This window comes from Streptomyces parvus (assembly GCF_014648875.1).
Lineage (GTDB): Bacteria > Actinomycetota > Actinomycetes > Streptomycetales > Streptomycetaceae > Streptomyces > Streptomyces parvus.
Genome location: NZ_BMRY01000007.1, coordinates 108,860 through 134,506 on the forward strand (window position 1 = coordinate 108,860; position 25,647 = coordinate 134,506).

33 protein-coding genes and 2 pseudogenes are annotated in these 25,647 nt (G+C 69.7%); 15 read left to right on the forward strand and 20 right to left on the reverse strand.

The window, feature by feature from the left end:
* Positions 1-7 precede the first annotated feature (7 nt).
* Positions 8-1,009 carry an alkylmercury lyase family protein gene (locus IE140_RS21810; RefSeq protein ID WP_225681971.1) on the reverse strand — a complete coding sequence of 334 codons (1,002 nt, stop codon included), beginning with the start codon at positions 1,007-1,009 and terminating at the stop codon, positions 8-10.
* A gap of 61 nt (positions 1,010-1,070) precedes the next feature.
* Between IE140_RS21810 and IE140_RS21815 the strand changes: the two genes are divergently transcribed.
* The 5 genes from IE140_RS21815 (at position 1,071) to IE140_RS21835 (ending at position 6,283) form a co-directional block, all read left to right on the forward strand.
* A complete protein-coding gene (locus tag IE140_RS21815; RefSeq protein WP_032786074.1) occupies positions 1,071-1,475 on the forward strand; it encodes a heavy metal-responsive transcriptional regulator in 405 nt (134 codons plus the stop codon).
* Positions 1,476-1,625: 150 nt separating this feature from the next.
* Positions 1,626-2,711 (forward strand): recombinase family protein, encoded by a 1,086-nt coding sequence (locus IE140_RS21820; protein ID WP_032786075.1) that lies wholly within the window; start codon positions 1,626-1,628, stop codon positions 2,709-2,711.
* Positions 2,712-3,377: 666 nt separating this feature from the next.
* On the forward strand, positions 3,378-3,950 hold the full coding sequence (locus IE140_RS21825; RefSeq protein ID WP_032786077.1) for a hypothetical protein: 573 nt from the start codon (positions 3,378-3,380) through the stop codon (positions 3,948-3,950).
* Between the two features lie 3 nt (positions 3,951-3,953).
* A complete protein-coding gene (locus tag IE140_RS21830) occupies positions 3,954-5,102 on the forward strand; it encodes an MAB_1171c family putative transporter (RefSeq protein ID WP_032786078.1) in 1,149 nt (382 codons plus the stop codon).
* Complete coding sequence (locus tag IE140_RS21835) at positions 5,096-6,283, forward strand: amidohydrolase family protein (RefSeq protein ID WP_032786079.1); 1,188 nt, start codon at positions 5,096-5,098, stop codon at positions 6,281-6,283. Before IE140_RS21830 ends, IE140_RS21835 begins: the two co-directional genes overlap by 7 nt.
* A gap of 56 nt (positions 6,284-6,339) precedes the next feature.
* On the opposite strand, the gene IE140_RS21840 is transcribed toward IE140_RS21835, so the two are convergent.
* A complete protein-coding gene (locus tag IE140_RS21840) occupies positions 6,340-7,233 on the reverse strand; it encodes a helix-turn-helix transcriptional regulator (protein ID WP_032786080.1) in 894 nt (297 codons plus the stop codon).
* Between the two features lie 389 nt (positions 7,234-7,622).
* Between IE140_RS21840 and IE140_RS21845 the strand changes: the two genes are divergently transcribed.
* From IE140_RS21845 to IE140_RS21885, 9 genes are all read left to right on the forward strand, one after another.
* The gene (locus IE140_RS21845; RefSeq protein WP_032786081.1) at positions 7,623-7,949 is read left to right on the forward strand and encodes a hypothetical protein; all 327 of its coding nucleotides are present in this window, start codon (positions 7,623-7,625) and stop codon (positions 7,947-7,949) included.
* Between the two features lies 1 nt (position 7,950).
* Complete coding sequence (locus tag IE140_RS21850; protein ID WP_032786082.1) at positions 7,951-8,970, forward strand: hypothetical protein; 1,020 nt, start codon at positions 7,951-7,953, stop codon at positions 8,968-8,970.
* Complete coding sequence (locus tag IE140_RS21855; protein ID WP_032786083.1) at positions 8,970-9,677, forward strand: ATP-binding protein; 708 nt, start codon at positions 8,970-8,972, stop codon at positions 9,675-9,677. The genes IE140_RS21850 and IE140_RS21855 overlap by 1 nt, the downstream gene beginning before the upstream one ends.
* 119 nt (positions 9,678-9,796) lie before the next feature.
* A complete protein-coding gene (locus IE140_RS21860; RefSeq protein ID WP_032786084.1) occupies positions 9,797-10,363 on the forward strand; it encodes a WhiB family transcriptional regulator in 567 nt (188 codons plus the stop codon).
* Positions 10,360-11,421: a DUF2637 domain-containing protein gene (locus tag IE140_RS21865; RefSeq protein ID WP_032786085.1), complete on the forward strand. Its 1,062-nt coding sequence runs from the start codon at positions 10,360-10,362 to the stop codon at positions 11,419-11,421. Before IE140_RS21860 ends, IE140_RS21865 begins: the two co-directional genes overlap by 4 nt.
* Positions 11,422-11,527: 106 nt before the next feature.
* Positions 11,528-11,752: a hypothetical protein gene (locus tag IE140_RS21870; protein WP_030804596.1), complete on the forward strand. Its 225-nt coding sequence runs from the start codon at positions 11,528-11,530 to the stop codon at positions 11,750-11,752.
* Positions 11,749-12,402, forward strand: a complete 654-nt coding sequence (locus tag IE140_RS21875; protein WP_032786087.1) for a plasmid mobilization protein — start codon at positions 11,749-11,751, stop codon at positions 12,400-12,402. The genes IE140_RS21870 and IE140_RS21875 overlap by 4 nt, the downstream gene beginning before the upstream one ends.
* Positions 12,402-14,174: a relaxase/mobilization nuclease domain-containing protein gene (locus IE140_RS21880; RefSeq protein WP_032786088.1), complete on the forward strand. Its 1,773-nt coding sequence runs from the start codon at positions 12,402-12,404 to the stop codon at positions 14,172-14,174. Before IE140_RS21875 ends, IE140_RS21880 begins: the two co-directional genes overlap by 1 nt.
* Before the next feature lie 106 nt (positions 14,175-14,280).
* A complete protein-coding gene (locus IE140_RS21885) occupies positions 14,281-14,685 on the forward strand; it encodes a hypothetical protein (RefSeq protein WP_032786090.1) in 405 nt (134 codons plus the stop codon).
* Between the two features lie 324 nt (positions 14,686-15,009).
* On the opposite strand, the gene IE140_RS21890 is transcribed toward IE140_RS21885, so the two are convergent.
* The 6 genes from IE140_RS21890 to IE140_RS21915 form a co-directional block, all read right to left on the reverse strand.
* A complete protein-coding gene (locus IE140_RS21890; protein WP_032786093.1) occupies positions 15,010-15,333 on the reverse strand; it encodes a hypothetical protein in 324 nt (107 codons plus the stop codon).
* A gap of 243 nt (positions 15,334-15,576) precedes the next feature.
* The gene (locus IE140_RS21895; protein ID WP_032786094.1) at positions 15,577-15,906 is read right to left on the reverse strand and encodes a hypothetical protein; all 330 of its coding nucleotides are present in this window, start codon (positions 15,904-15,906) and stop codon (positions 15,577-15,579) included.
* Positions 15,907-15,995: 89 nt separating this feature from the next.
* Positions 15,996-16,208: a hypothetical protein gene (locus IE140_RS21900; RefSeq protein WP_032786095.1), complete on the reverse strand. Its 213-nt coding sequence runs from the start codon at positions 16,206-16,208 to the stop codon at positions 15,996-15,998.
* On the reverse strand, positions 16,193-16,480 hold the full coding sequence (locus tag IE140_RS21905) for a hypothetical protein (RefSeq protein ID WP_032786097.1): 288 nt from the start codon (positions 16,478-16,480) through the stop codon (positions 16,193-16,195). The genes IE140_RS21900 and IE140_RS21905 overlap by 16 nt, the downstream gene beginning before the upstream one ends.
* 132 nt (positions 16,481-16,612) lie before the next feature.
* Positions 16,613-16,957 carry a winged helix-turn-helix domain-containing protein gene (locus tag IE140_RS21910; RefSeq protein WP_225681970.1) on the reverse strand — a complete coding sequence of 115 codons (345 nt, stop codon included), beginning with the start codon at positions 16,955-16,957 and terminating at the stop codon, positions 16,613-16,615.
* 132 nt (positions 16,958-17,089) lie between these two features.
* The gene (locus IE140_RS21915) at positions 17,090-17,437 is read right to left on the reverse strand and encodes an SPDY domain-containing protein (RefSeq protein WP_032786101.1); all 348 of its coding nucleotides are present in this window, start codon (positions 17,435-17,437) and stop codon (positions 17,090-17,092) included.
* Between the two features lie 215 nt (positions 17,438-17,652).
* Between IE140_RS21915 and IE140_RS21920 the strand changes: the two genes are divergently transcribed.
* Complete coding sequence (locus IE140_RS21920; protein ID WP_032786103.1) at positions 17,653-17,943, forward strand: hypothetical protein; 291 nt, start codon at positions 17,653-17,655, stop codon at positions 17,941-17,943.
* Positions 17,944-17,947: 4 nt separating this feature from the next.
* Here the strand turns inward: IE140_RS21920 and IE140_RS21925 are convergent, their stop codons facing one another.
* The 12 genes and pseudogenes from IE140_RS21925 to IE140_RS21970 all read right to left on the reverse strand — a co-directional run bounded on the left by IE140_RS21925 (position 17,948) and on the right by IE140_RS21970 (position 25,624).
* A complete protein-coding gene (locus tag IE140_RS21925; RefSeq protein WP_032786105.1) occupies positions 17,948-18,439 on the reverse strand; it encodes a hypothetical protein in 492 nt (163 codons plus the stop codon).
* 59 nt (positions 18,440-18,498) lie between these two features.
* Entirely contained in the window at positions 18,499-19,443 is a 945-nt protein-coding gene (locus IE140_RS21930) for an SPDY domain-containing protein (protein ID WP_032786107.1), read from the reverse strand.
* A gap of 124 nt (positions 19,444-19,567) precedes the next feature.
* Complete coding sequence (locus IE140_RS21935; protein ID WP_050513197.1) at positions 19,568-20,407, reverse strand: winged helix-turn-helix transcriptional regulator; 840 nt, start codon at positions 20,405-20,407, stop codon at positions 19,568-19,570.
* Between the two features lie 23 nt (positions 20,408-20,430).
* The gene (locus IE140_RS21940; RefSeq protein WP_050513198.1) at positions 20,431-21,255 is read right to left on the reverse strand and encodes a hypothetical protein; all 825 of its coding nucleotides are present in this window, start codon (positions 21,253-21,255) and stop codon (positions 20,431-20,433) included.
* Complete coding sequence (locus IE140_RS21945) at positions 21,252-21,920, reverse strand: hypothetical protein (protein WP_032786109.1); 669 nt, start codon at positions 21,918-21,920, stop codon at positions 21,252-21,254. The genes IE140_RS21940 and IE140_RS21945 overlap by 4 nt, the downstream gene beginning before the upstream one ends.
* Positions 21,917-22,387, reverse strand: a complete 471-nt coding sequence (locus IE140_RS21950; RefSeq protein ID WP_032786111.1) for a hypothetical protein — start codon at positions 22,385-22,387, stop codon at positions 21,917-21,919. Before IE140_RS21950 ends, IE140_RS21945 begins: the two co-directional genes overlap by 4 nt.
* Complete coding sequence (locus IE140_RS21955) at positions 22,384-23,151, reverse strand: hypothetical protein (protein WP_032786113.1); 768 nt, start codon at positions 23,149-23,151, stop codon at positions 22,384-22,386. Before IE140_RS21955 ends, IE140_RS21950 begins: the two co-directional genes overlap by 4 nt.
* Positions 23,148-23,747 (reverse strand): DUF4913 domain-containing protein, encoded by a 600-nt coding sequence (locus IE140_RS21960; protein ID WP_032786572.1) that lies wholly within the window; start codon positions 23,745-23,747, stop codon positions 23,148-23,150. Before IE140_RS21960 ends, IE140_RS21955 begins: the two co-directional genes overlap by 4 nt.
* A 93-nt stretch (positions 23,748-23,840) precedes the next feature.
* A complete protein-coding gene (locus IE140_RS36110; protein WP_225683537.1) occupies positions 23,841-24,071 on the reverse strand; it encodes a hypothetical protein in 231 nt (76 codons plus the stop codon).
* Positions 24,072-24,509: 438 nt separating this feature from the next.
* A pseudogene (locus tag IE140_RS36115) lies at positions 24,510-24,737 on the reverse strand (DNA cytosine methyltransferase); the annotation flags it as partial.
* A 121-nt stretch (positions 24,738-24,858) separates the two neighbouring features.
* A pseudogene (locus IE140_RS36120) lies at positions 24,859-25,041 on the reverse strand (DNA cytosine methyltransferase); the annotation flags it as partial.
* Position 25,042: 1 nt separating this feature from the next.
* Positions 25,043-25,624: a hypothetical protein gene (locus tag IE140_RS21970; RefSeq protein ID WP_032786115.1), complete on the reverse strand. Its 582-nt coding sequence runs from the start codon at positions 25,622-25,624 to the stop codon at positions 25,043-25,045.
* Between the last annotated feature and the right edge of the window lie 23 nt (positions 25,625-25,647).

A 25,647-nucleotide genomic window follows, 5' to 3' on the forward strand; every position in this document is an offset into this window, starting at 1 on the left:
GTCGTGGTCAGGGAGCCAGCAGAGGTCCGAAGGTCTGTGCCGCGATCTGTTCGGCCCGTGCCGGGGGGACGGCACGGCCAGGGATATCCGGGTGTTCGGCGGCCCAGGCGCGGGCGGAAGCGTCGGAGGTGAAGAAGTTCAGCGCGTCGCAGCAGGCCGTGGCCGCGGACCCTCCGCCGGGTCGCTGCCCGACGAACACCACCGCACTCTTCGGCTCCCACGTGGCTGCCCCGTCCCGGGTGGCGACGGTGACCGCCTCGCCGGTCACCGGGTCCGTGGAGGAGATCACCACGTCCCGGCCGAGCATCGCCGGGATACCGAGCGCGTCGATCGCGCACATCGACCACACCTCCACGTCGTCGGCGATCCGCACGCGGTGGCGGGTGGGAGCGGCGGAGAAGGGATACGCAGCACGAATCCGCCCCGACTCGTCCAGGGTCAGGAAGTCCTCGGCGGCCAACTCGGCAAGCACCTGCCCGGCGGTGCGGCCCGCTCCCGCGGCGACCGGTTCCAGCTCCTCGCACCAAGGAGCCGTACCGGTGTCGGCGAAGTGCCGCAGCACCGCCTGGTGCACCGCCCGCAGGCCCCGCTCGGCGGGCGCACGCCGACCCCGCCCGCCCCGACCGACCGCGTCGAGCGCCTCGTCCGTCGGGCAGCAGTCACCCGCCGCGGCCGTCTCCTGCCCACCGGTGGCGCCGCCGAGTGCCTCGCGCAGCGCGGCCACGCTCGGCGCCCCGGCCACCGCGCCGCCCGCCTCCCGGTACAGCCGGCACGACACACTCGGCACCGCCCCGTCCGGCGCGAAGGGGTCCACACCGTCCAGCAGGATCGTCGGCGAGCCGGTCATCCCGCGCCCGGCGGCCTGCGCCTGGTCGTGAACCTCGACCAGCTCCACCCGCGCCGCCCGGCCCGCCAGCGCGGCGGCGACCCGCTCCAGGGCCAGCGGGGCGTTGGGGCACCCCGGAACCGTCAGCACCGTGATCCGCACCATGCCGTCCTCCCAGCTCATCGTCCTGCCCCGCACGCTAGACCTTCCAGTGCACTGGAAGGTCAAGGCGTAGCCTGACGGTATGCGCATCGGCGACCTCGCGACGGCCAGCGGGCTGACCACCAAGACCATCCGCTTCTACGAGCAGACCGGCCTGCTGCCCGCTCCGCCGCGCACCCCCGGCGGCTACCGCGACTACCCCGAGCAGACCACCGCCCGGCTCGCCTTCATCCGCGACGCCCAGCGCGCCGGCCTCACCCTGACCGAGATCCGCTCCGTCCTGGCGCTCCGCGACACAGGCCAGTCGCCCTGCCGGCACGTCACTGCACTGATCGACCAACACCTCGCCGACATCGAACTCCGCCTGGCCGAACTCGCCAAGACCCGCGACGCCCTGCACGGCCTCGCCCGCCGTGCCGCCACCACCGACCCGGCCACCTGCACCGAGGCGGACATCTGCACCATCCTCGTCCCCGGTGACGCGTGAGCCGACTCTCACAAACGGTCCTTTGCCCGAGTAAGATCAAATAGAGTCGTACGGAGATCGCAAAGTACCGGTTCGGTTCGCAGAACTCGTTCTCACTCAAAGGTGGGTTCGGGGTACTTCTGAGAATCGTTTGTGACAGCATCCGGGGGCATGACGGTCCCTCAAGAGGCTTCCCCGAGCGACGCCGACGACGTCGAGCGCCACCCCTGCCCGCGCTGCAAGGCCGACCCCGGCTCGCCGTGCCGCTCGCGCTCCGGCGCGGTCGCCGGCACCTACCACACCGGCCGCTTCACCAAGGTGCCCAGGCTCGCCAAGCCCCTGCGCGTGCCCACCCCCGCCGACCGCGGGCCCGGCCAGCCGTGGCGCCCCGGCACCCCGGTCCCACTCGCCCTCGCGCCGGACACCCCGACCGCCGACATCCGCATCGGGTACGCCCGCTGCTCGACGCTCACCCAGGAACTCCAGTCGCAGCTCGACGCCCTCGCCAAGCACGGCATCGAGCGCGACAAGGTGTTCTCCGAGAAGATCAGCACCCGCGTCCGCGTCCGTCCGCAGTTCGAGGCCGCGCTCGCGCTGGCCCGCCAGATCAAGGCCCACGCCCCGCACTGCCGGGTCATCTTCACGGTGTACGAGATGAAGCGCCTCGGCCGCGACGCCGCCGAACTCGCCGCGCTCGCCGACCACCTCACCGCCCACGGCCTGGTCCTGGAAATGCTCGCCGGGCCCCTGCCCGGGATGTACGACCCCAGCGGCCCCGGCCGCCTGCTGTTCGCCTTCTTCGCGGCGATGGCGGAGACCGAGCGGGAGAACATTCGTGAGTCGACCCTCGAAGGACTCGACGCTGCGGCCCGCAAGGGCAAGCACGGCGGCCGCCCGCCCGTCATCACCGAGGACATGCTGCACACCGTGCTCCGACGCCGTGCGAACGGCGAGTCGGTCGAGCAGATCCAGCCCGACCTGATCATCCCGACCGGCAAGCGCAAAGGTCGGGCCCCCAGCGTCGCGAGCATCTACCGCGCGCTCGCCGAGCACGAGAAGCAGGAGGCGTACCCCGAGGCCGTCACCCAGGCGCACGCCGACTTCGTCGACCTCCAGGACGTCGACGACATCCCGCGTCCCCGCCGGGTCCGTATCCGACGCCCCGGCGACCCGGTCACGCCGGAGGAAGCCGACCTCCGCCAGCGACTCCAGACCCAGCCTCACCCGAACTCGGAGACCGCCACCCAGGAACCATGATCGTTCTCAGCGCCAACCGCTGTACCGATGTTCCCCAAGCCCGGTAACGGGGCCGCTGACCCCTTCAAGCTGTTGGCGATATCAGCTGAATGTTATTTTTGTCGCATTTGTGGAATTAATAACCGACCGAACGTCGGGTTTTGGGTGTGAGGTATCTCGGATTGACAACGAGCCAGGTGCGCGGGGCGGCGAAATGTGGCATGCGCAACGATTTGCGAAACCGCATGTCAAAGCCTTGATCGATCTGCCAGTGGGGACTTTTGCGTAGTTTATTCCTAAGTGTGGAAGCCCCCGCTATACGGACCGCTAGTCAGTTTTCGGTCAAGATCCGCTCGGGGTTTCGCGTACTGTCCAATAGGTTGCCGAAGCCTCGGTGCAGCGCATGGTGAGAACGTTGCTCATTCGCTACAGCGACACATAGGCGTCGATGTGTCGCCGGTCCTGTTGTGCGTTGTCGCGGTGTCGTGCTCGATGGAGCCGAAGGGCGGCGCCGCGCGCCGGGCCAACGTGGAGGGAACCGAGAGGCAGCGGCGCGGTTGCGCCAGCTCGGGGGGAGCTAACTGGTAGAAGGGATTTGTCATGTGGTCTGAAAAGACCCTTCGTGCTGAGCTCACGGGATCGACCCAGGGCGGAGAGACCCGAAGAGGACTGGGCCGCCGTCGGGCGGTGGAGAAGGACCTGCATCGCTTCCTCCGTCGGGAGTTGCGAGATCTCGGTATTCATCCGCCGCTGGACGTGGAGCAGCTGTGCTCGGCGCTCAGCAGTCGGCGCGGGCGACCCCTCTATCTGAGGGAGGCGCCGCTGCCGAAGCCAGGACCGACGGGGATGTGGGTCGAGTACGACGACTATGACGTGATCTTGTACCAGCAGGAGACGACCCGCCTGCATCAAGATCACATCAAGCTCCACGAGATAGGACACATCCTCGTGGCGGAGGCCGAGGACGCCGAGCAGGCGCCGGCCGAAGCGGCGGAGCAGACCCCCGCGCTCGATCCCGAAGAAGAGTCGGCCGTCCTCGTGGAGGGCTGGGCCGCCATGCTCCCGGTATTCGACCCCAAGACGATCAAGCGCGTCGCGCGTCGTTGCTCGTACGACGACGGCGAGGAGTGCTCGGTCGAACTCGCGGCGACGATCGTCCTGGAGTGGGCGTCATTGCTGGACGACTCGACGCCCCTCTCGGAGGACCCGTCTCTGCGGCGTGTGCAGTCGGCCCTCGGAGACCGGCGAGGATGGCTGTAACCCGTGGAACTGCTACTCCTGGGGCTCGTGGGTGCCCTTGCCTGGAAGCTCTACAAGCTGTGGCGGACCCCCCACGACGCGCCGTTGCGGTCGGTGACTCTCTGCCTCCTCTGCGCCACTCTTTCCTACCCCATCGCTATGCCGGGAGGCGCGACCGGCGTCGACACGGTGGCGGGGCACGGGGCGGCGAAGTTGGTCCAGAACGTGCTGCTGATCGTCTCGATGTACTTCCTGATGTGCTTCTACCTCTACTCTGCGGCTGACGAGGAGGCGAGCCGTCGCAGGGCGAACAAGGAGGCGGTCGCCGTCGTGGCCGTCGTGGTGGTCGTCACCTTGGCTGCCGTATCGGTGCCGCACGAGGTCTTCGCCGGCAGTTTCAGCACCGCGGACATGACGATCCCGCAGATCGCCGTCTTTTACGGCGGAGCCGGGTGTTACCTGACGTACGTCCTGGGCCTCGCCGCCAGGTGGACCCGCACCTACGCCCGAATGTCCCGGCGCCCCCACGCAACAGGACTGTGGATGGCGGCTGTTGGGCTCGGCGCGATGGCCGTGGCCTGCGCGATCAGGGCTGTCATCGTGGCCGTCCGCTGGGCGGACATCGAGGTACCCCAGCGTCTCATGGCTGCGGTCGCGTTCCTGTTGGTCGCATCCATCCTTCTGTTCACGGCCGGGATCACCTACTCGGGGGTCCGCGCCCGAGTATCTTCTTCGAAACTCTGGCTCCAGCACCGACGTGATTACCGCCGCCTCGCCGCCCTCTGGGAGTTGCTAGCCGAGGCGTTCCCCGACAACGTTCTGCCGCCGGCATCCTCGTCCGCCCACGACCGACGACGCGCTCGGGGAGTCCACCGCCGCTACCACCGCCGCATCGTGGAGATCCGAGACGGCCTGGTCGCCATCAGCCCGTACCTCCTGGTAGACGACACCGGCATCACAGCGCCCGACGCCGACTCGGATGAGCTGGCAGCTCGGCTACGGCGCGCTTCTGCCCGGATCGTGGAAGGAGCCCCCGTGCCCCGCCGGGCGGTCCCCCTCGCCATGACGCTGGGGAGCGATCGAGCGGCAGATGTGAAACAACTGATTGCGGTGTCCGACGCGCTGGTGACAGACCACGCAACCCCCCTCACGATCAAGGAGGCACCATGCTGATTAGCGGACGACGTGTGCTCGTCGACACGGGCACGTATCTGGACGACGGCGCCGTCCTGATCGAGGGCGACTCGATCGTGGCTGTGGGGCCGCGCAAGGAGATCGAGGAGCAGACCGCCGCCGACGTGCCGCGGTCGGTGTTCGACGGCACGCTTCTGCCCGGCTTGATCGACGCCCACGTACACCTCGTCTTCGACGGGGGCCCCGACCCGGTATCCGCTCTCCAGACCTCGACCGATGAGGCCCTGCTCGCGGACATGCGCCGCCGCGCGGAGGAACTGCTGCTCAGCGGCGTCACCACGGCCCGTGACCTCGGAGACCGGAACGGACTGGCACTTCGCCTGGATGCGGAGATCGCCGACCAGCGCACGACAGGACCGAGGATCGTCTCCGCAGGCACGCCCCTGACCACCCCCGGCGGGCACTGCCATTTCCTCGGGGGTGAGGTGTCGGGCGAAGCCGAGATCCGCGCTCTCATCCGTCTCAACCTCGAACGAGGTGCTGGGGTCATCAAGTGCATGGTCACTGGCGGCGGCCTCACCCGGGGCGGGCCCGCAAGTCACCAATCCCAGTTCTCCGCAACGGAACTGCGCCTTCTCGTAGATGTGGCTCACGCGGCAGGCGTCCCCGTCGCGGCCCACGCACACGGAGCCGACGGCATCGCCGCAGCCGTGGAGGCCGGAGTGGACACCATCGAGCACTGCACGTGGATGACCGGCGACGGCCTCGACTTCCGCCGGGACGTGGTGCAGCAGATCATCGACCGCGACATCACCGTCTGCCCAGCGGTAAGCCCTCACTGGCGGATGCTCCCCGCGATCTTCGGCGAGGAGCGCGCCGCCGGGATGTTCGACCTGGTACGTCAGATGGCAGACGCGGGTGTGAAGCTGGTCGCCGGCACGGACGCCGGAGTGCAGCGTGCCACCTTCAACGGCCTGGTGCCGGCCCTCTCGTTCTACGCCCACCTCGGCCTGGCGAACGCCGAGATCATCAACATGGCGACAACCGCCGCAGCCACGGCCCTCGGGCTCGGCTCCACAACCGGCCGTATCGCTCCGGGCTACCGCGCGGATCTCATCGCTGTCGGGGGAGACCCGCTCTCGGATCTCGACGCCCTCAAGAACGTCACGGCCGTATTCGCCTCCGGTCGGCGGCACGATCCGAAGGCACCAGTCGAGTAGTCGGGGCTGACCGAGCCCTGCCCTCTGGAGCCTCCGGAGGCCCGGAGGGCAGGGCCCTACTCGTCGTCCGTGGAGCCGACCTGTTTCTCGAACTCGGCCTGCAGGTCCGTCAGGAGCGAGAGAACCTCGGGCGACAGACCCTCCGGGCCGAGGCCACGAGCCCGAACCCGTCCGATCGTCCCGTTCCGGGATGCGAGCAACACACGAATCCCCTGGTACACCTGACGGGCGACGGCCTCGTCCGGCTCGAAGTACATGCGCTCGACGCCGAAGAACTCGGCAAGGCCCTCCAAGACAACGGGGTCCGGGCCGTCGGCGTCACCGGCGCCTGTTCGGAGGGCCTCGACCTCCTTGGACGTGACAACCTCCGCCCCTGCATGCCGGTTCACCGCCTCTGCGATTTCTCCATCTCCCGGAACTGCGCCCGCCGGGTAGGAGTGTTCCAGTAGGAAGCTGATCTTCTCCCCGAGAGCACGGGGATGCTCGTCGGCCTCGGCCGCAGCGACGCTCTCGTCCCCGTCCTCTTCGACGACGTTTCCGAACGAGCGCTCCTGAGCTTGCTCCAGCGCCTTCTCCGATACGCCGTACGCCGCTGCCAGCTTCGGCACGTACTTCTCCTTGAGCCGCCGTACGCCGTTTTCCGCCGCAGCCACCGGGCCGTCGCTCTTCGTGCCGATGAACCTCGCCACCTCGTACCGGTAGAGGCCCGCGTCGCACCGCAGGTCGATCAGGTCGGGCGCGCCTTTACGGGGGAACAGCTCATCCAACGGTTTCCGGAGTACACGCGCGATGCCCGGCAGCTTCTCCTGGTCCGGGACGCTTGAGCCCAACTCCCACCCCGCCACGGTTGAGTCCGCAGCGTCGACGGCATCCCCCACCTCGGCCTGCGGGATCTCTGCAGCTCGCCGTACGGCGCGCACCACTGTTCTGTCGAAGTGGCGAGCTGACATCGAGACCTCTTTTTCGTGCGAGTCGAAGAACTATCGGCTCGTTGACCTTTCGCGCGAACCGGGATAGCTTCAGACTACCGAAAAACGGGGTGCCGTGCATCCCTCCCGGCCAGGCTGCGTGCCTGCCGAGGGCGTGAGGCTGAGGAGGAGAACACCTCCTTCAGCGTGCCCGGCAAGAGGGGGTGCCGACCGAACGCGGGTCAGGGAGGGGCAGGGGATGCACGCCAAGGGCCCGTAACGCGACGAAGCAACGAAGAACCGGCGCCCGGGAGTTACCAGCTCCCAAGCGCCGGGCCGGCACCCCGAAGGGCGCCGATTCACATCTCGCGGGCGGCGGGGCTTTGCACGAGAACCACCGCACCGCGCTCCTACAAACCACGGAGTATCGCATGCCTGCCATGCCGAGCGGAATCCCAGCCTGCCCGGACACCAGCCGCCGACACCGCCTCGCCGCCCAACTCGCCGACATGATCCCGGGCGCAGTCACCATCCGGGTCAGCCTCACCGACCCGGCGCAGGCGTGGCCCCACCCGCACACGATCGTGCAGGACGAGGCCGGTCGGTCGATGGAGCTGGGCCGGACGACATCCAGGGTCGCCGCCCGCTGGATCCTGAGGGTCTGGCCGGACGAGGACTGGACCTGCCCGCACACCTTCCGCCTCGCCGACGCCACCCTCACCCGCAGCGACTCGATCGCCGCCGAGCGGGGCCGCTGACATGCCCAGGATCCGAACCATCAAGCCGGAGGCGTTCACCTCCGAGTCACTCGCCGAAGTGACCGTGACGGCCGAGCGGACCTTCTTCGGCATGCTCACCCAGGCCGACGACCACGGTCGCCACCGGGACAACGCCGCGATCATCGCAGGGCTCCTCTGGCCCTTGCGCGCCGAGCACACCTCGGTCCACGTCGAAGACGACCTTCACCAGCTCGCGAACGCCGGACTGATCTGCCGGTACACCGGATGCGACGGCCGCCGCTACCTCCACATCGTGACCTGGTCCGAGCACCAGAAGATCGACAAGCCGAGCCAGTCGCGCCTGCCCTCGTGCCCGCAGCACCAGGCTGCCGACCGGTGCGCACCGTGCAAGGGCTCCTGCACCCGGCGGACCGAGGGCTCGCACACGGCTCCCGGAGGACTCTCCGAGACCTCCGGGAGGTCTCCCCGAACCCTCGATCTGCCTGCCGCACCCGCCTCCCAGACGCCGGGCCACGCAGACGAGTCCGTCGCCGACCGGGAGGAGGCTGCCGACGGCGCGATCGGCACAGCGGGGCGAGCTGATGCTAAGAGTGCAGGTCAGACGGGATTCTCCGAGGACTCCCCGAACCTTCCCCGAAGCCTCTCCGAAGGCTCGGCGCCTGGATCTAGGATCTTGGATCCTGGATCTCTTGTCCCTACGGGGCGCACAGCGCCCGCACCCAGCGTCTCCGCCAAGGACCTCGTCGGCGAGTACGTCGCCGGGTGCGACCAGCGCCCCCCGAACGACGTGATCGGACACCTCGGGCGGATCACCAAGAAGCTCCTGGACGAGGGCATCGCTCCGGCGCACATCCGGGCCGGGCTGGCGAACTTCGCGGCCAACCCCAAGCACCCGAGCGTGCTGACCAGCATGGTCAACGAGGCAATGAACGCTCGCCCCGGCGGCTTGGCGCGGCCGGAAATCCGGCCTAACGTGCCCGCTCACCAGGCGTGGACCAACCCGGCCAACGCTTCCGCCGCCTACGCCGAGGAGCTGTGATGCACACCCATCACCGCGAACCCCAGCTCCTCGGCCACGAAGGCACCCTGGAGCGCATGGCCCGGATCCTGGCCGCCCGCAACATCGACCCGGCCGACGCCGCCGCGCTCCCCGACGACCCCGAGCCGTTCTCCCCGCTCGACGCCCTCCTGGCCGGGATGCCCCCGCGCTACCAGTCGGCTGCCGCCGACCACCCGATGGTCCTGCACTGGGTCCAGATGGTCACCGAGGCGGCCGTCGCCCCCAGCCGGGGAGCCCGGCGGCAAGTCACCACCGGGCCCAGCCTCCTGATGGCCGGAGTCGTCGGCGCGGGCAAGACGCACCAGGCGTACGGCGCGATCCGAGCGCTGGTGCAGAACGGGGTCGGCGTGCGCTGGCGCGCGACCACCGCCGCCGACCTGTACGCCGATCTCCGCCCCCGGCCCGGGGCCGACAGCGAGCGGGAGCTGGCGGCCGTCAGCCGGTGCCCGCTGCTGATCATCGACGACCTCGGCGCGGCCAAGGCCAGCGAGTGGGTCGAGGAGATCACGTACAGGCTGATCAACCGCCGGTACAACCTCATGCTCCCGACCTTGATCACCACCAACCTGGCGATCAAGGAGCTCCGTTCCTACCTCGGCGACCGCGTCGCCTCCCGACTCGCGGAGATGACCACCCGGGTCGAGTTCGAGCCGCTCGACCGCAGACGCTACCGAGCAGCAGCCTGACCTGCCGCAGGTCACCACGTCCGGGCCGCGCCCCTCTGCGCGCCGCCACGAGCCACTTCACGACCAGCGCACCTCTCCGCCGACGCCCCTGCGCGCGGAGAGCGATCGGAGCAACCTGCATGACCAGCACGACGAACAGCCCTGTCCACCACCGCCAGCTCGGCGACCAGACCTGGCAGGCCGACGCCGTCTGCCAGAGCACCGAGTACAACCCGGTGGACCCCGAAATCTTCTTCCCCGACCCCGACGAGACCGCCAAGATCGCCACGGCCAAGGCCCTGTGCGGCCAGTGCCCGGTCCGCCGAACCTGCCTGGACGCCGCTCTAGAAGGAGGTGACACCGACGGGATCCGAGGCGGCCTGACGGAGGAGGAGCGCGGGCCGCTGCACGAGAAGCTCCCCAGCCGCCTCGACTACAGCCGCGTCAACGCCACCATCGCCGGGCGCGACGTGCACCTCACCCATACCGAGCGCCGCGCGGTCGAGCACGCTGCCTACCGCCACGGGGTGAGCGAGCAGCGCCTGGCCTGGCTTCTGAAGGTCACCGAGGAGCACGCCAAGAAGCGATACCGCGAGATCCGCCGGGCCGAGCGCAACCGAACCCTGAACCAGCCCAAGGAGACCGCCCTGCCACCCGCGGTCGACGGTGAGCACCCGGTCCGCGACGACTTCGGGACGGCGGCATGACCACTACGAGCACACCGAAGACGGCGCACATTTCCGCCTGGGACCGCGCGGTGGTCATCGCCCTGGGCGGCGCGGGGTGCGCGCTGTCGTACGACGCCCTCCAGCAGATGGCCGTCGCCATACATGTCCGGGGCCTGTTGACCTTCGTCTTCCCGTTGGTGATCGACGGGTTCATCGCCTACGGCGTCCGCGCGCTCCTGGTCCTGCGCGATGCCCCGCTGCGCGCCCGGCTCTACGTCTGGACGCTCGTCGGAACGGCCACCGCCGCCAGCATCTGGGCCAACGCGCTCCACGCGGTGCGGATCAACCAGGACGCGGTCGCCGGCACCGGCCTCCGGCTCGGGGACACCGTGGTCGCGGTGCTGTCCACCATCGCCCCGCTGGCCCTGGCCGGAGCCGTCCACCTCTACATCCTCATCGCCCGGGGGCCGGTCAAGGACAGTGATCGCGAGGACCTCGGTCAGGCCGGTCACCTCGGTCAGGCCAACCGGAGCGACGGCGCAGAGGTCACCCGGACCGACCGGGTCGGTCAGCAGCCGGAGGCCGGTCGGCCGGTCTCCGCCCGGACCGACCGGCAGCCGCTCTCCCTGGACAAGCCGGTCTCCGCCCCCCGGTCGCTGAGCGGGGGCAGGGCTCCGGCGGACAGCAGCGCCCCGGTCACCGGTGACCGGAGTCAGCGGCACGAGGCCGCTGACCTGCCCGGACAGCCGGACACCGCGCGCCCGGTCACTGACCGCCCCGACGACACCACCTCGGCGACCGGCGACGAGGACAGCCGGGGGTCGGCCACCGCCCTGCCGGTCACTCCGTCGGTCACCGCCCCGTCGGTCACTGACCGGCAGGCCCGGACAGCCGGTGACCGGCGATCCGACCAGGACACCGAGGAGCTACTGAAGATCGCTCGGTCAGCGGTCAGGGCCGAGGGCAAACTGACCCGCAAGGTGGTCGGCCAGGCAATCCGAGACCAGCAGATGACGCTCTCCAGCGACACCCTGACCACCCTGATGGCCCAGCTCCGCAAGCAGAACGGACAGCCGGTCAGGTCCGCCCGAACCTGATCGGACACCACGGAGCGGGTGACCGAGCTGGTCACCTCGGCCGGTCACCCGCTCCGCACACCCGCCCCACCTTCCCCCTCCCCAGAGCAAAAGCGGAGTACACCCGATGCGCACTCACCCGGCCACCCCCGCCGAAGTCGACTCCTGGCTGACCGTCCTGCACCAGCGCGGCCACCTCCACCGCGCCCAGTCCGGACCCGACACCACCTGGATCGTGCAACGCGAGCAGCACGACCGCCCGTGGACCCTGCACCACCCGGTCCTGGCCATGGACTGGATCGCGGACCTCGTCCACGAAATCCAGCAGCAGGACCCGGAGACGAGCCGGTGACCTCCGACGACCCGGCGGTGGTCACGGCTGGGCAGCAGCGTGACCCCACCACGGCTCCTGGCGGAGCAAGCTATCGCGTACGACGGTCCTACGGCCCGTCGTACGCACTTGCCCCCGCCCAGGAGAGCGGGGGAAGCCCGGCTGGTCCCCGAGCGAGGGCGCACGGGGACCAGCCGGGCGACCGGCACCAGGGGGCGCCGGTCACCGGAGGAGAAGCCAACTGCGCGCCGCAGAGCGCGAGCACGCCCCCCTTCCCCGACCGTAAACCGCGCCGTCGCACCCGCAATCCCAGCGAGCGCACCCGTAAGACGACGACCCGCCTCTCCGACACCGAGAAAGCCGAGATCGCCGCCGCTGCCACGCAGCGCGGCATCACCGTCGCCCGCTTCCTCGCTGGTGCCGGCCTCGCCGCCGCCCGCGGTTCGACCGCCCTGCACACCAACGAACACTTCGACACGGCTATCGACGAACTCGCTTCCCTACGAACGGCCTTGGCCCGAATCGGCAACAACATCAACCAGATCGCCTACGTCCTCAATGCTGGCGGGCGGCCCCGCCCCGGCGAACTCGACCATGCACTGAGCGTGCTGCTAAGGCTCCTCGCCTCCCTCGATGACGCGGCGAACAACCTGGTGAACAGGCGGCTGTGATGGTTCCCGACATCGGACGCGGCTCCCGGACCCACGGCCTGCTCGTCTACCTGTACGGCCCCGGGCGACGGGAGGAGCACACCGACGCCCACCTCGTCGGCTCGTGGGACGGCTTCGCCCCGGATCCCGGCCGCGACACCAGCCCCGATCCCGATCCGAAGATCACCCTCGCCCGGCTCACCGCCGCCCTGGACCTGCGGGTCAAGCAGGCCGGAGACCGAGGGCCCGCCAAGCACGTCTGGCACTGCTCGGTCCGCACGGCCCCCGGGGACCGGCGGTTCTCCGACGAGGAGTGGAACGCCGTCGCCCAGCGCATCGTCCACGCCACCGGCATCGCACCGGACGGGGATCCCGACGGCTGCCGGTGGATCGCCGTACGCCACGCGGCAGACCACATCCACATCGTCGCCACCCTCGTCCGAGGAGACCTGCGCAACCCACGCCTGAACTACGACTTCAACAAGGCCCAGGCCGAATGCCGCCGCATCGAAAAAGAGATGGGCCTGCGCCGCCTCGACGCCGGAGACGGCACCGCAGCGAAGAACCCCACTAGCGCCGAGAAGTTCAAAGCCGAACGCACCGGCCGCCCCGAAACCCCCCGGGAGACGCTCCGCGAAGCCGTACGCCGGGCCCTCGCCGGAGCTGAAGACGAGAAGGAGTTCTTCACCCGGCTCCACGAGGCCGGCCTGCGGGTGAAAGTGCGCCACGCCCCGTCCGGTGATGCGCTCGGCTATAACGTCGCCCTACCCGGCGACCGCAACCGCGACGGCGAACCGGTCTGGTATCCCGGCTCCAAACTTTCCCCCGACCTGTCCCTTCCCAAGATCCGCCGCAGGCTGGCCGACGGCACCGTCGAACGCACTGCGACCCCGGCCTCCGGGGGACGGGCGGACTCGTCCCCGCCTGCCCGAGAACGCCGCAGCGCTACCGCCATCGCCGAACGTGCCGCAGTCCTCCTCGACAGCGGCGGCGACGGAGAGGCCGCCGCCCAGCTCGTCGGCGTCGGAGAACTCCTCGACGCCGTCGCGCAGACCTCACCGGCCGCGACCCGCACCGAGCTGGCTGCCGCCGCCCGAACCTTCGAACGGGCGACCCGCAGCCACGTCCAGGCGGAACGCGCCGACACCCGAGCACTCCGCTCCGCCGCACGAGGAATCATCCGGGCCGGCGGCGCGCTCGGCCGGGGCGAGGACGGCGGCACCACCGCCATGCTCCTCTCCACCCTGGTCCTGGTCACCCTCGCCGCCGCCCACTGGCACTCCGCCCGGGGACATGCCCAGCAGGCCCACGCCTCCCGGCAGACCGCCGAGCACCTGCGCACCGCCTACCGCCAGGCCGCCACCACCCCGATGCGAACGCTGCACGAGCAAGGCCGCGCCCTTCCCGACGCCCAACGGCGGGCGTACGAGACGACCATCCGCGCCGCCCTACCGAACCATGGCGTACGAGAGGACGGCGTACCGGCGAAGACCGACGCTCTGGTCGCCACCCTCGCCCAGGCCGAGAAGGCAGGCCACGACCCCGAAGCTCTCCTTCGTCAGGCCATCGACATGCGCGAACTCGACACCGCCACAGACGTCAATGACGTCCTGGTCTGGCGCCTGCGCCGCATCGCCCAGCTCCCCGCCCACCCGGGCGCAACTCCCCGCCGCCCGAAGGACAGCACCAGCAACCCGAAATCCTCGGCCAACCGCACCAGCAACCGAACGACACCAGCGACCGGAGTTCGCCCCGTCGCCCCCACTCCACGAAACCGCCCACCACGCCGCTGACGAAGATCCGGCGGGCTGGCCATCGGCCCGCCGGACTCCGAGAAGTCCCTGGACAACCGGTTCCACCGGCTGTTACGGATGGAAACAGAAGGACCTCGACCGGGAGATGACGCTCGTGCTCAGAACCACCGACCGGCCCGCGGGGTCGACACCCGCGCAGCCGGTCCTCCCCGCCGGCACCGATCCCCTGCTGCAACTCGCATACGAGGCGCAGCCGCCCAGCGGCCCCGGCGCGACGCGTTGCCTCAGCCACCCTCGCGAACTCGCCCTTGGCGGGATCCCGGTGACGTGCACTGCCTGCCGCGCCCGGCGCGACTGGCTGCTCATCAACCACGGGCGCAACGTCTGGGTCTGCTGCCGCTGCAGCAACCAGTGGCTCGAACCCGAGATCAGCCGCGCCGACTTCGACGCCCTGATCGCGATCCCGGACGGAACGATCTACCCCAGCGTCGAGCAGGGCCTGGCCGCCTTGGGGTTCGACGGGGCCTTCGCCGGCACGTACCTCGACTAGGCGAGCGCGAGTGCAGAACGAGAAGGGGCGACACCGACGGGTGTCGCCCCTTCTCGTCATAACTGGTCAGCTGTCGATTCCGTCTCTCGGTAGCTGACCCCGGAAGCTGCAGCCAGGGCACTCGTCCTCGCCCTCAATATGGCCCTCGTACCATCCGTGGACAGCGGCGTGCAGAATCGCCTCCTCCACCGAGGCTTCACCGCTTCTGACCGACGCGATGGCGTTGCCGACGACCAGTCGGAGCACGGCGCTGTCCAGTGAGGGGAAGGGGGGCGATGGCATGGGTGAGGCGGTCATGCCCTGAGCCTAGAGGCCCAACCTGCCCTATTCAGAGGAACCGGCGTTCGAGCGAAGCTCGCCGGAACTGGTCAAACGGTAGATGCTGAGCCGAACTGCAGCAGGGCGAAGCCCCAGTTCGCTCGCGAGAACGTCGACGGGCTGGTGGGGAGACGCTCGTAGCCGGTGGAGGACGGCGCGGTCGTTCGCGGCATCCTGGTACCGGCTGACGACGTAGGCACCGATGCCACCGGACGCTACGGCGAACAGAGCGACGCTGCAGACGGCGTAGTTGTCCTGGACAGCGGCGACGATGGCGGTGACCGCCCCGGCAGCGCTGAGCAGTGCCGAGCCTATGAACAGCCTGGTCATGAGATCCCTCGTGCGAGAGACGGTGTTGAGCCAGAGGGAGACAGGCTGCCCAGGCTGTTCCGGTTCCGGGCGGTGCGGACGCTGATGCCCCGGTGGGCAGCGCCGCCTCGATATCCCCAGAGCCGCATTTCGTCGGACATCGGATCCTCCATGTCGGTCAGGACGAGAGTACGCATCAGGTGGCTGGGCGTACGGCAAGGCCGCCCCTGCCTGATCGGCGTGGGGCGGCCTTCTGCGGTTCGGTCAGACGTGGGCGAGGCGGTGCGAGAGGTCGAGGGCGGCGGTCGCGACCGAGAGGGCGGCGCAGAGGCCGAGCACCTCGTGGAGGGTGGGGCGGACCAGGTGCGGCCAGTCGTCCGGGGCGGCGGGCCAGGAAGCGAGGTGCACCTCGGTGGTGGCCAGGCCCAGGTGGGCGGTGACGTCCCAACCTGTGTGGGAGGCGGGCTCCCAGTGCAGGCGCACGCGGCCCTGAGGGAGTCTCGGGGTACCAGCGGCGAGCCAGGAGATGTCGAGTGGCCCGTCGGGCAGGCCGGAGACGCGTTGGACGAGCGCACCGCGCACGTCGTCTGGCATCGGGCGTACGGCAAGGCGGTGCAGCGGAAGGGTCTGCGGTGAGCGGGATCGCGACGGGATATGAGCCTCCGAGGTGGTTCGTGTAACGGTCAGGCCCAGGCCAGGGCATCGCTGACGGAGGGCGGGAGGTAGTCCTCTTGGCCGTCGTCGGCGATGAACGCTTTGCCGTCCCGGACGACGATCTCGGCTCCCAGGTAGTGGGTGAAGGGAAAGTCGGGGTTGATGGCGAGGCGGATCGGCAGGCCGGGGTCCAGGTCTTGGAGCTGGCGAAGCAGGTGTCCGACGGTCAGGTAGTGGGGCAAGAGGACCTCCGAGAGCGGTACGGGATGAGGGGTCGGGATGCCGAGGGGGCGTTCTGCCCCTCGGCGTGGCTGGCGAGGTGCCGCTTGCGGCACTCGTTGACGTAGCCCTTGCCGGACTCCTCCTTCTTCCAGCCGCAGGAGCAGACGGCACGGGTGTACGCGCGGCCGGGGCAGTCGGTGTGGAGCGGCTTGCCGGAGCTGGTGTGCTTGTGGTCCGCCGGGCAGAGAGTCCCGTCGGCGTGATGGTTGGTGAGCGGGGCGCGGAAGGTCATGGTGAGGCGGCTCCTCGTGGGAGGGGTAGACGGGCATCCGGAGCGACAGGTGTGGGAAGCGTGCCGTCATGCGAAGGCGTCGCGCCGCCGCTGGCGTGCCACGGCGCGACGGGCGGCCCGGTGACGGAGGAGTCAGTGGGCCAGCCGGTAGAGCCGGGCCGGAGCGGAGGGTCCGGTCTCCGCTATGACCAGGCCGTCGGTGATCAGGCGCTGAAGCGAGCTGGCGACGCGATCGTGGTTCAGCCCAGTAGCGGAACTGATCTTGGAGAGGGGTGCGTTGGGGTTCTCGGACAGGCAGGCGACGACACGGGTGTCGCGGCGGCGGAGATAGTCCTGGAAGATCCCGGCGGTGTACAGCAGCAACACCCCGCAGCAGACCTGAGGGATACCGCGCGAGGCCGTGCCGGAGCCCGCGATGGCGTCGTACGCCGCGAGGACGGCGGTGCCGGAGCCGACGATGTGGCTCGCGATTCTCACGAGGTCATCGGAGTAGAACGTCATTTCAACGCCTTTCGGTCAGGAACAAGAGAGGTTCGGCGGGTCTGCCGGGGTGGGCGGTGCGGGTGCCGGTGGGCGGGTCGTTGTCGGCTTGCTCTGGTTGTTCGGCGGTCAGTGCGAGGAGTGGGCGACGAGGGCGGCGAGGAATCCGGCGACGGCTTCGGAGGGGGTGTGGATGCCGAACTCCTGAACCCACGGAGCGCCGTCGGCGGGCAGCACCTGGACGCGCCAGACGATGTCGCGCTTCCATGCGGCGGGGTCTTCGGGGAGCCAGCCGACGTAGACGTGACCGTCTGGGCTGGTTGCGTGGACGTTGGCCTCCGGGGTGTCGACGACGGCCCAGCCGAGGCTGTCGAGGAGGTCGAGAACAGGACCGGCGCAGTGGTCGGAGGAGAACCAGCAGCGGTCTTCCGGGGCCGGGCGGACGACGGCGGGCAGGAGGGTGGCGGAGGTGGTCACGGTTGAACGATCCCTTCGTTGACCTGCGGTTTTCCCAACACCCGTACGTTGACATGGGGTGTGGCGGAGTACGTAGTCGATTCCCAGGAAGTGGCGTCTGCCGTGGGCGAACTGGCCGACGCCATCAGGGCCGTGCGCCGGGAATGGAACGGCGAATGGAGTTGTCGTACTGGGGTTGCGGCAAAGGGCCGCACGGGGCCGAAGGGGGAGCAGGGATGGCGAAGCCGAGCAGACACGAGGTCGGGACCGGACTGGAGCACAAGGTCCGTGCCGCCGGGCGGCCGTGGACGGTGGGCGACATGGTGATGGTCGCCGACGGCCAGTGGGCTGTCGGCGTCCAGACCGAGGCGCGGTGGGACGACGGCGAGGTGGTCCTGGACCGCAGCGCTGACGGACATCGCGTCGAGTTGACGGTGGAGGAGCTGGCCCGCGCGGTGGGCTCCGGCATCTGGATGCGCACGGAGGGCCAGAGCGATCCCGCCCACCGCGACGAGGACCACGACTGATCGATCAGCGACCTGGCCCCGGGCCAGGCGCCAGCGGCCCGACGACGGCCGGAGGAGCGGCCTGGTCCGGTACCTGGCCGAGGACGTGTTGATCGCGCCCGGAGCGGGCAACAGCGGCCTGCGCCAACCGGGTTGCTGGGGCACGGTCCGCCGTCGCGGCGGTTTCACGCGCCTGGACCACATGGCTGATCGCCTGAAGGGCCGTACTGCTTTCGGCTTGGGCGACGCGAAGGTCGGCTGCGGAGCTGGTGATCCGTTGCAGGTCGTAGAAGGCCGGTGCGTGGCCGGGACGGGTGAGGGCGTGCAGGCGCTCCTGGTGCACGGCCACGGAGCTGTCGGCGGTGACCAGGAGGGCCGAGCGGATGTGCATGGCCGAGCGTAGGAGAGGGTCGTCGGTCGGGCGGCGGAAGGCGATCGACTCCAGAGCTTCGATCGGACCGCCCCAGGCTTCCTCGATCATGGCCGTGGCCTGGTCGAGTGCGGTGGCGTCGGGCATGGGGGAACTCCCGGAATTCGAAGGGGGGTGGATGCGGTGCTCCGGAAGAGGAGCAGGGGTCAGCGGCTGCGGCGCGGGGTCGACGCGCTGGCCGACGGCCGGGCCGCGAGAGCAGGCGCGGGACTCCCGGACGGGTTCAGGGCCGAAGCCGACGTGCGGCTTCGGGCGGCCATGACCCGGAGGTCGGCGGCCGTCCGGGGGAATCGCGCGGCGCGTTGGACGGCCTGCGTGACAGCCGTGCGGCGTACGTCGAGGGGAGTGGGAGCCCGGGGAACCTGGGGTGTGCTCGGAGTGACAGCGGTGAGCGAGACCAGGTGTGCCACCTCACGGTGGATCTGGTGGCGCTCGCGTACCACCGGGGCTGGATCGGCCATGACGGCTGCCGTCGCGGCGATCAAGTGGGTGGGCGTACGGGCCGAGAAGATGGCCTCCGCACGGGTGCCCCAACCGGGTGGACCCGACCAGAGGGTGACGGCTTCGTCATCATGACGGGAGAGACGGTTGTCGATGAGGACGCCTGCTTGTCCGTCCGGGGCGATGATCTCGACGGTGCCGAGTTCGGCCCCGCCGTGGCGGGGCCAGCCGGCATCGGTCAGCGGTTGGACGGCGTCGGCCCAGCGGTATGACGGGCTCGCCAGAAAGCGCCCGTTGCCCTCGTACGCATCGGCTTCGGCGTAGTCGTGAGCGAGAGCGGTGGTCAGGCTGGCGACGATCTCGGCCGGGGTGACATGGTTGAAGGTCGCTGTCCAGCGGGGTGAGGAGACGGCTTCCTCGGATGCGGCGATCTTCCACAGCTCGAAGTCGTCGCCGAACCAGCCGATGCGGATCCTCTGGTCGGGCGACGTGACGAGGAGCTGGCAGGGACCATCATCGAGGTAGTGGTGCGGCCAGTGAGCGACAGGGGCGAAGCCGGCGTCTCCGGCTCCGTTGGAACCGGCCAGGTACATCGGGCTGACCAGTACCTCCTGGTACAGATAGTTGTCGGTGGGCTGCTGGACGCTCATGGTCGAGACTCCGGGCACGTAGGAGGGGAACGCGCCCGCGTGCGCGGGAGGGTGAAGTGCTGGGGCGCACGCGGACGCGGTAGCAGCGGCGAGCCGGCACTGGTTCTCAGCACCGCCACCCGGCTCACCGCCCCCGGCCCGGGGCCGACCGGGCGGTGACAGCCGCCGACACCCGGGGCTGGGGCTGCGTCGCGTGGCTGAACAGGTCATTCGGCGCGGCACTCCGGCGCAGGGCTGCTGCGGTCCGGGCACCGTCCCCCGTCAGCGGGACATTCGTATGGGTCCGCGTTGCCGCCGCGACGCGAGCGGGGCTCGACGAGGTTTTGAGCGCGGTGAAGGGTTCGCTCCAGTGCTCGATGGTTGCGTAGACGGCCCCCAGCGACTGGCCGGCATCGGTCAGGACGTAGGGGGCGCCGTGGTGCGAACCGGCGCGTCCGACCAGGCCGTCGGCCTGCATCCGCAGAAGCCGGTGCCGGGCGGAGGGGCGGTCCACGCCGATCTCCTCGGCGATGTGACTGAACCGCAGAGGGCCGTTAGTGCCGAGGGCCTGGATAACGCCGGTCGTGTGCCGAAGGTTTAGACGGCCCAGAGCGTCCTCGACGCGTTCGGCTTCGGCCATCGTCTGGAGCGGCAGGTGGGCCCGGGACCAGTCCGACAAGGTGCGGTGCACGGGGGCGAGCGACTCGCCGAGCGCGCTGAGCTGGTAGGTGCCCCTACGACGGACATCGGAACGGGTGATCAAGCCGTCGGCCTGCATGTACATCAGCCGCTGGCTTACTGACTGCTCGCCGACGAAGGGGAGCTGGGCGGAGATCTCGCGCACCCGCATGGGGCGGTTTTCCTGGGCGAGGATCATCGTGGACCAGGTGGTCCACTTCGGCCCGATCCGGGCAATCGCGTGGTCGATGCGCTGAGGGTCGACCGAGTCGAAGCAGAAGGCGGGGGGCTGCGTGGGGCTGGGCATGAGTGCGCTCTCTCCGGTAGGGGTCATCGGGAGCGGGGGTGGGAAGCCGTGCTGGAGATACCGGCGGAGGGGGCTGCATCTGGGTGGACAGGGCGGCCAAGGTTCGCCGGGGCACCGCTGCGGCCGAGGGCAGCGGCCACACGCGACGTCGCCGTACGAGCCGCACCAAGGGCGGCCTCGCCGCGGGACGTGAGCGAGAGGAGTTGCCCCAGCCGGTACGGGCTCTCGCTGGTGTCCTGGTGCAGTAGCCCGTCGGCGAACTTCCGCCGGACGGTCGAGGGCAGCACCTGGGGACGTCGGCCCGTCCCGCCAGAGAGGAAGGGCTCCTTGCCGAGCGCGGTCCGGCACAGGCGTAGATCGCCAAGTTCGACCACTTCGAGAGCCCTGAGCTGGCGCTTCACATCTATCGCCCAGTCGTCGTCCCGGCCGGCACGCTGTTCCCGGTTCTCCTCGTGGGTCTTCGTCGCCGAGGGCTCGGTATCCGGATCGGGGAGAAGGCGCTGGTACGCGGAGACGGCCTCGATGAGCTGGTCGTAGGCCCGATCCTGCTTGGTGAGGAGTTCTCCGAGCTTCGGGATCGATGTCCGCAGGAACGCGTACGAAGTGCGGGCCCTGCCGAGTTCGCCGCGCCCGATGGATTCGAGGAGCCGGAAGGCATCCCTGGCAGCAACCGTCACCCGGTCGTGCTGCTCGTTCAGCTTGTACGCGGACGTGATCACCCGAGTCGAGACTCGGTACAGCGGATCGGCAGGACGATACGTGGTGTTGAGCATGTTGACGTTCGAGATACCGAGCGCGTCGGCGACGAAGTGCGTACCGGGCTCGGTGTTCGGGTCGTAGGGGTTCACTTGGCCGTCTCCATCCGGGCGAGCAGGGAGCGGACCAGGGTGGGAAGGCTGTCGGGACCGTCGCCGAGCCGGACGTGGTCAGTCACCTCGTCGAGGACGTACGTGGCGTCTTCGAGAAGACCGCCGGAGATTTCCATGCAGGCGTCGGTGATCCGGGAGGCAGCGAGCAAGGACTCGGAGAGCACCTCGACGTAGTCGTCCGGCGCGAGACCGGCGGCGTCGGCCGCAGTACGGATCGCCTCCAACTCCAGCGCGCTGAAACTGAAGTCGAAGTCATGGCCCTGCTTCATGCTGGCCGGGGCGGAGAAGGCGGAGACCGGTGGTTCCGTGGGTATGCCGACGCGTGTGCAGATCCGGTCGACCGAAGCGGTCAGCTCGGCCAGGGACTCGGTGAGCCATCCCAGGGCGGAGGCGTAGGAGGCCAGGGTGAAGAGACCTGCCGGTGTCGCGGGGAGCGGATCGTCGGCCACGAACTCTTCGAGCCGGTCGTTCAGCTCGCAGATCACCTGGGGCCCGGCGGACAGAGCACCGAGTACGGGATGCAGGTAGGAGCGGCTGGCGGCCGTCGGATAGTCGGCGGTGAGGATCCCGGAGACGCGGTGCGCAGCATCGGTGAGCAGGCTCGCCAGTTCGGCACGCGTGAGCGGGGCGTGATCGGGGGTCATCGCTGGGGAGCCTTTCGAGAGGCAGCGGCCGGAGACTGGACTGCTGCTGGAGAGGTCGACGGAGCAGCCGCCGACTGGTTCGCAAGGGGCGAGCGGGCGCGGGCGGCCTGCACCCGGGCCGCCGTACGGGAGTCCGCCTCGGTACCTCGCTCAGGGCCGGTACGGAGGTGAGCGGAGCGGTAGACCGCGTAGTCCTTCCGGCTTCCGGCGGCAACGAGGTAGACCTCGCGCTTGTGGTTCGAGTCGGGCGGGGCCGGGCGGAACTGGATGACCATCCGGTAGGCGACGGACGGATCCACGTACACCTTGTGGTATCCGGCGAGACGCCCCTTCAGGGGTAGGCAGTCGTCGCTTCCGTGGACCAGGTTCTGTAGCTCCAGCAGCGCCAGATCACGGATGCGATCGGGGAGGTTCCGCAGATCCTCAATGGCGTCGGGATGCGCCGCGAAGGCGAAGCGTGCGCTCACAGCAGCCTCCCCTGTACCGAACGCTGTACCGGTACGGCTGCCGCGGACTGGTGGGCTCCAGGGGCGGTCTTCGGTATCTCGGAGCTGCCGGCCGAGCGGGCGAGGGCGGCACGGGTCCGGAGGGCGGCAGTTTCACCGAGGTGGTCCGGTGGCTGCGGCAGCGGGGTGCTGCGGTCGTCCAGCCAGCGGAGAGCGGTCTCCTCATCGGGGAAGGTGCCCTCGCGCAGCGTGTACGTGTGGGCGTTGGAGTCCCCCTCTTCGAGGAAGAGGCGAACAGGTGCCTGAGCGGCCTGACTGTCACGGGTCAACGTCCATGCTTCGCACGGGTCGTAGTCCGAGGTCTGGCTCTCGATGACCTCGTACCGCGTGCCTGACTCCCGGATCTGTGCCTCGATACGAACGGTGAGATCGTCGGCGGGAGTGGAGAATCCGGCACCTACTTCGGTTATCTGCTCGGGTGGGCAGCCGTGCTCGATCAACCAGTTCTGGGCGAAGGGGACCGTGGCGTGGTAGGCCGTCTCCATGGTGAACGTGTTGAGGCTGAGATCCCGCGCCACCTTGATCGCGGCTACCTGCGGCTCGCCGGGGACACCCCACGTGACCGACCCGTCGTGAGCGACGACGTAGGAGTGTGAGCCGTGAGGAGCGGTGTGGTGCTCGGTCAGGACCGTCAGGTCACCGGACCAGAACTGCTGCTCCGCGTACTCCGAGTCAGCGTCGGCGGGTGCAAGATCGTCGAGGTGAAAGTCGAGTTCCGTGCTCATTCCGTCGCTCCCGACTGTTCGGGCGCCGGGGTGACCAGCACTCGGTGGTTCGGCCGGGTCGGGCTCGTCGTACACGCGGCGAAGGGGCCGTCGGGGGCCCGGAGGTGGACCAGCGCCTGGTCCAGGTGGTCGCGGTGCCAGGTCGAAGGACCTGACAGGCCGGCCTCGGTATCAGTGAGCTGCTGCCACGCGAGCCAGAGCGCGTGCAGCCGGGCGACGGCCTCCGGGTGTTCGTCCCACCGCGCGCACCACGGACGGGAGGAGCTGATCTCTCGGCCGTAGACGGGGAGGAAGAGGTAGTTCACCCAGTCGCTGAGTGCGGTGAGTTCGGCGGCGTACGCTTCCCCGCCCAGGGCGAGGATGAACACCGAGGCGGGGCCCTCCCCCTGCGCGGCGTCGGCCGCCTCGGCTTCCGGAACGTCATCCGTGTGCTGGCTGGCAACGGGTACGGGGTCGGAGCCGAGGCGGTCGAGGAGGGCGCCGTGCTGCCTGACCTCGGCCATGGTCTTGGCGAGGGTGCTGGCAAGGTCGTCGAGATCCCCGTCGGGGATGCGGAACGGCTCGGGGTTGGGGGTGGTCGGGCTGGTGTCGGACATCGGGGCGTGCTCCATCTGTGAGACGGCGACATGCCCGAGAGGATCCGGAGAATCCGCGGTTTGGCGCGGCCGGAAAAGTCCGGTAGTGGGGCGCTACCCGCCCGCGCAGCGAGGACAACGAGGGAAGGGCGGTGCCAGCAACTGCAAGGCACGGGCGGCTTGTTGAGGGACGACGCCGTTGCCGAGCGCGGTGAGCTGCGCCGGTCGTCCGAGTCCCGGCGTGGCGGTGACCCAGCCGTCGTCGAGGCCCTGCATCCATTCCACGAAGTCGGCGCGGAGTCGTCCGGCCGCGTCGGTGGGCTCGGGGACGGGACGGGTGAGCATCTCCCATCGGGTGATCGCTGCTGCGTACGGCCCCCATCGCCGGTCCGCTCCGCGGACTCCGTCGACTCCTCCGTCCAGAGCGGCAGGACCACCGCCGACAGGGGAGGACGCCACCCCTTCCCCGGGCGGCGGCCCGGAGTCCCCGTGTCGCTGGCCCTCGGCGTGGGCAGCAGCGACGCTGCCGCACTGGGCAGGGTCATGTCCCCGTTGCCGTGACGCTGGTTCGGCGAGCCCTTGATCCCGTCCGACGCCTTCGGGGTCGGCAGCAGCAGCCACTCGACCTCGTCGGCCAGGTTCGGACCGTGCCCCCCGCTCTTCCTCTTCGACGGATGCTGCGAGCCGCCGTTCTTGCCGATGTTGCTGGTCGGCGTCTTCAGCAGGGTCTCCGGTGGGCCAGGCGGCGAGGAAGGTCCGTTCGCGGCGGTGCGGGGCCCCGACGTCGGAGGCACGAAGCACGAGCCATGTCGCGTCGTACCCGAGGTCGGCCAGGGATCCGAGTACGGCACCGAGTGCCCGCAGAGCAGGCTGACCTGTGGTGTCTCCCAGACACCACGGGCAGAATTCCACGTCGCCAGGGGAACCGGCGGGGGAGGTGAGGAGGCCGCGCACATTCTCGATCACAACCAGGCAGGGTCGGAGGGCATCGACCGCACGGGCGACGTGCAGCCAGAGCCCGGAGCGGGTCTGGGCGTTGAGACCGGCCCGGCGGCCAGCAACGGAGACGTCTTTGACAGGGGAAGCCGGCCGTCAGGACACACACCCGGGGAACGAGGGACCAGTTGACGGCTGTGATGTCGCCCAGATTCGGGATGCCCGGCCAGTGGCGGGCCAGGATGCGCGAGGCGTTCGGATCAACCTCGGCGTGCCAGGCCAGCGTCCCGCCAAGGGCGGACTGCACGCCCAGGTCCAGCCCCCCGTACCCCGAGCAGAGCGAGCCGATGAGCGGAGGGCGCACGATGGTGGTCCGCATGTCACCGCCCCCGTGTGGTCCGGCTCGGGGCAACAGCAGCCGGTGGAACGGTGGAGGGCGCTGCGGCGGGAAGCGGGGCTGCGGTTGTGGACCGGCTGAGGGCGGCCCGGAGCTGCCGGGGCGGAGGCGGCGCCGCTGCTGCCGCAGCGTAAAGGGAGTAGGAGGCGTCCCGGAGGGATGCGTCCGCCAGACCGAGCGCGTCACCTATCACCAGCGTGGCCGCTTCGCGCGCATCCATCGCGTCGGGCTGGTCGCGCATGTGCTCGGTTCGCTCCAGGAAGGAAAGCTGGTGGGCCACCGAGCCGAGCGCGGAGGCCACCTCCCCGGCAGGTTCTACAGCGGCGGCGAAGTCGCTGATGACCCTGGCCGTGTGGGCGTCCAGATCCGGAGACACGGTGCGGATGAGGATCTCGTCGCCCAGGGCGGTGATCCTCTTGCCGAGTTCCGAGATCTGCTTGGCGACCGTCACGCTGTCCGGTCCGCGGTGAGGATCTCCGGGGATCGGGAGCTTGCCGCGTAGGGCGTCGAAGTTCTCGGCTGCGGTGCGCAGGGCTCGGGCGTCGGATACGGGGGTGGTGTTCATGGTGAGTCCAGTGGAGAGGGAGT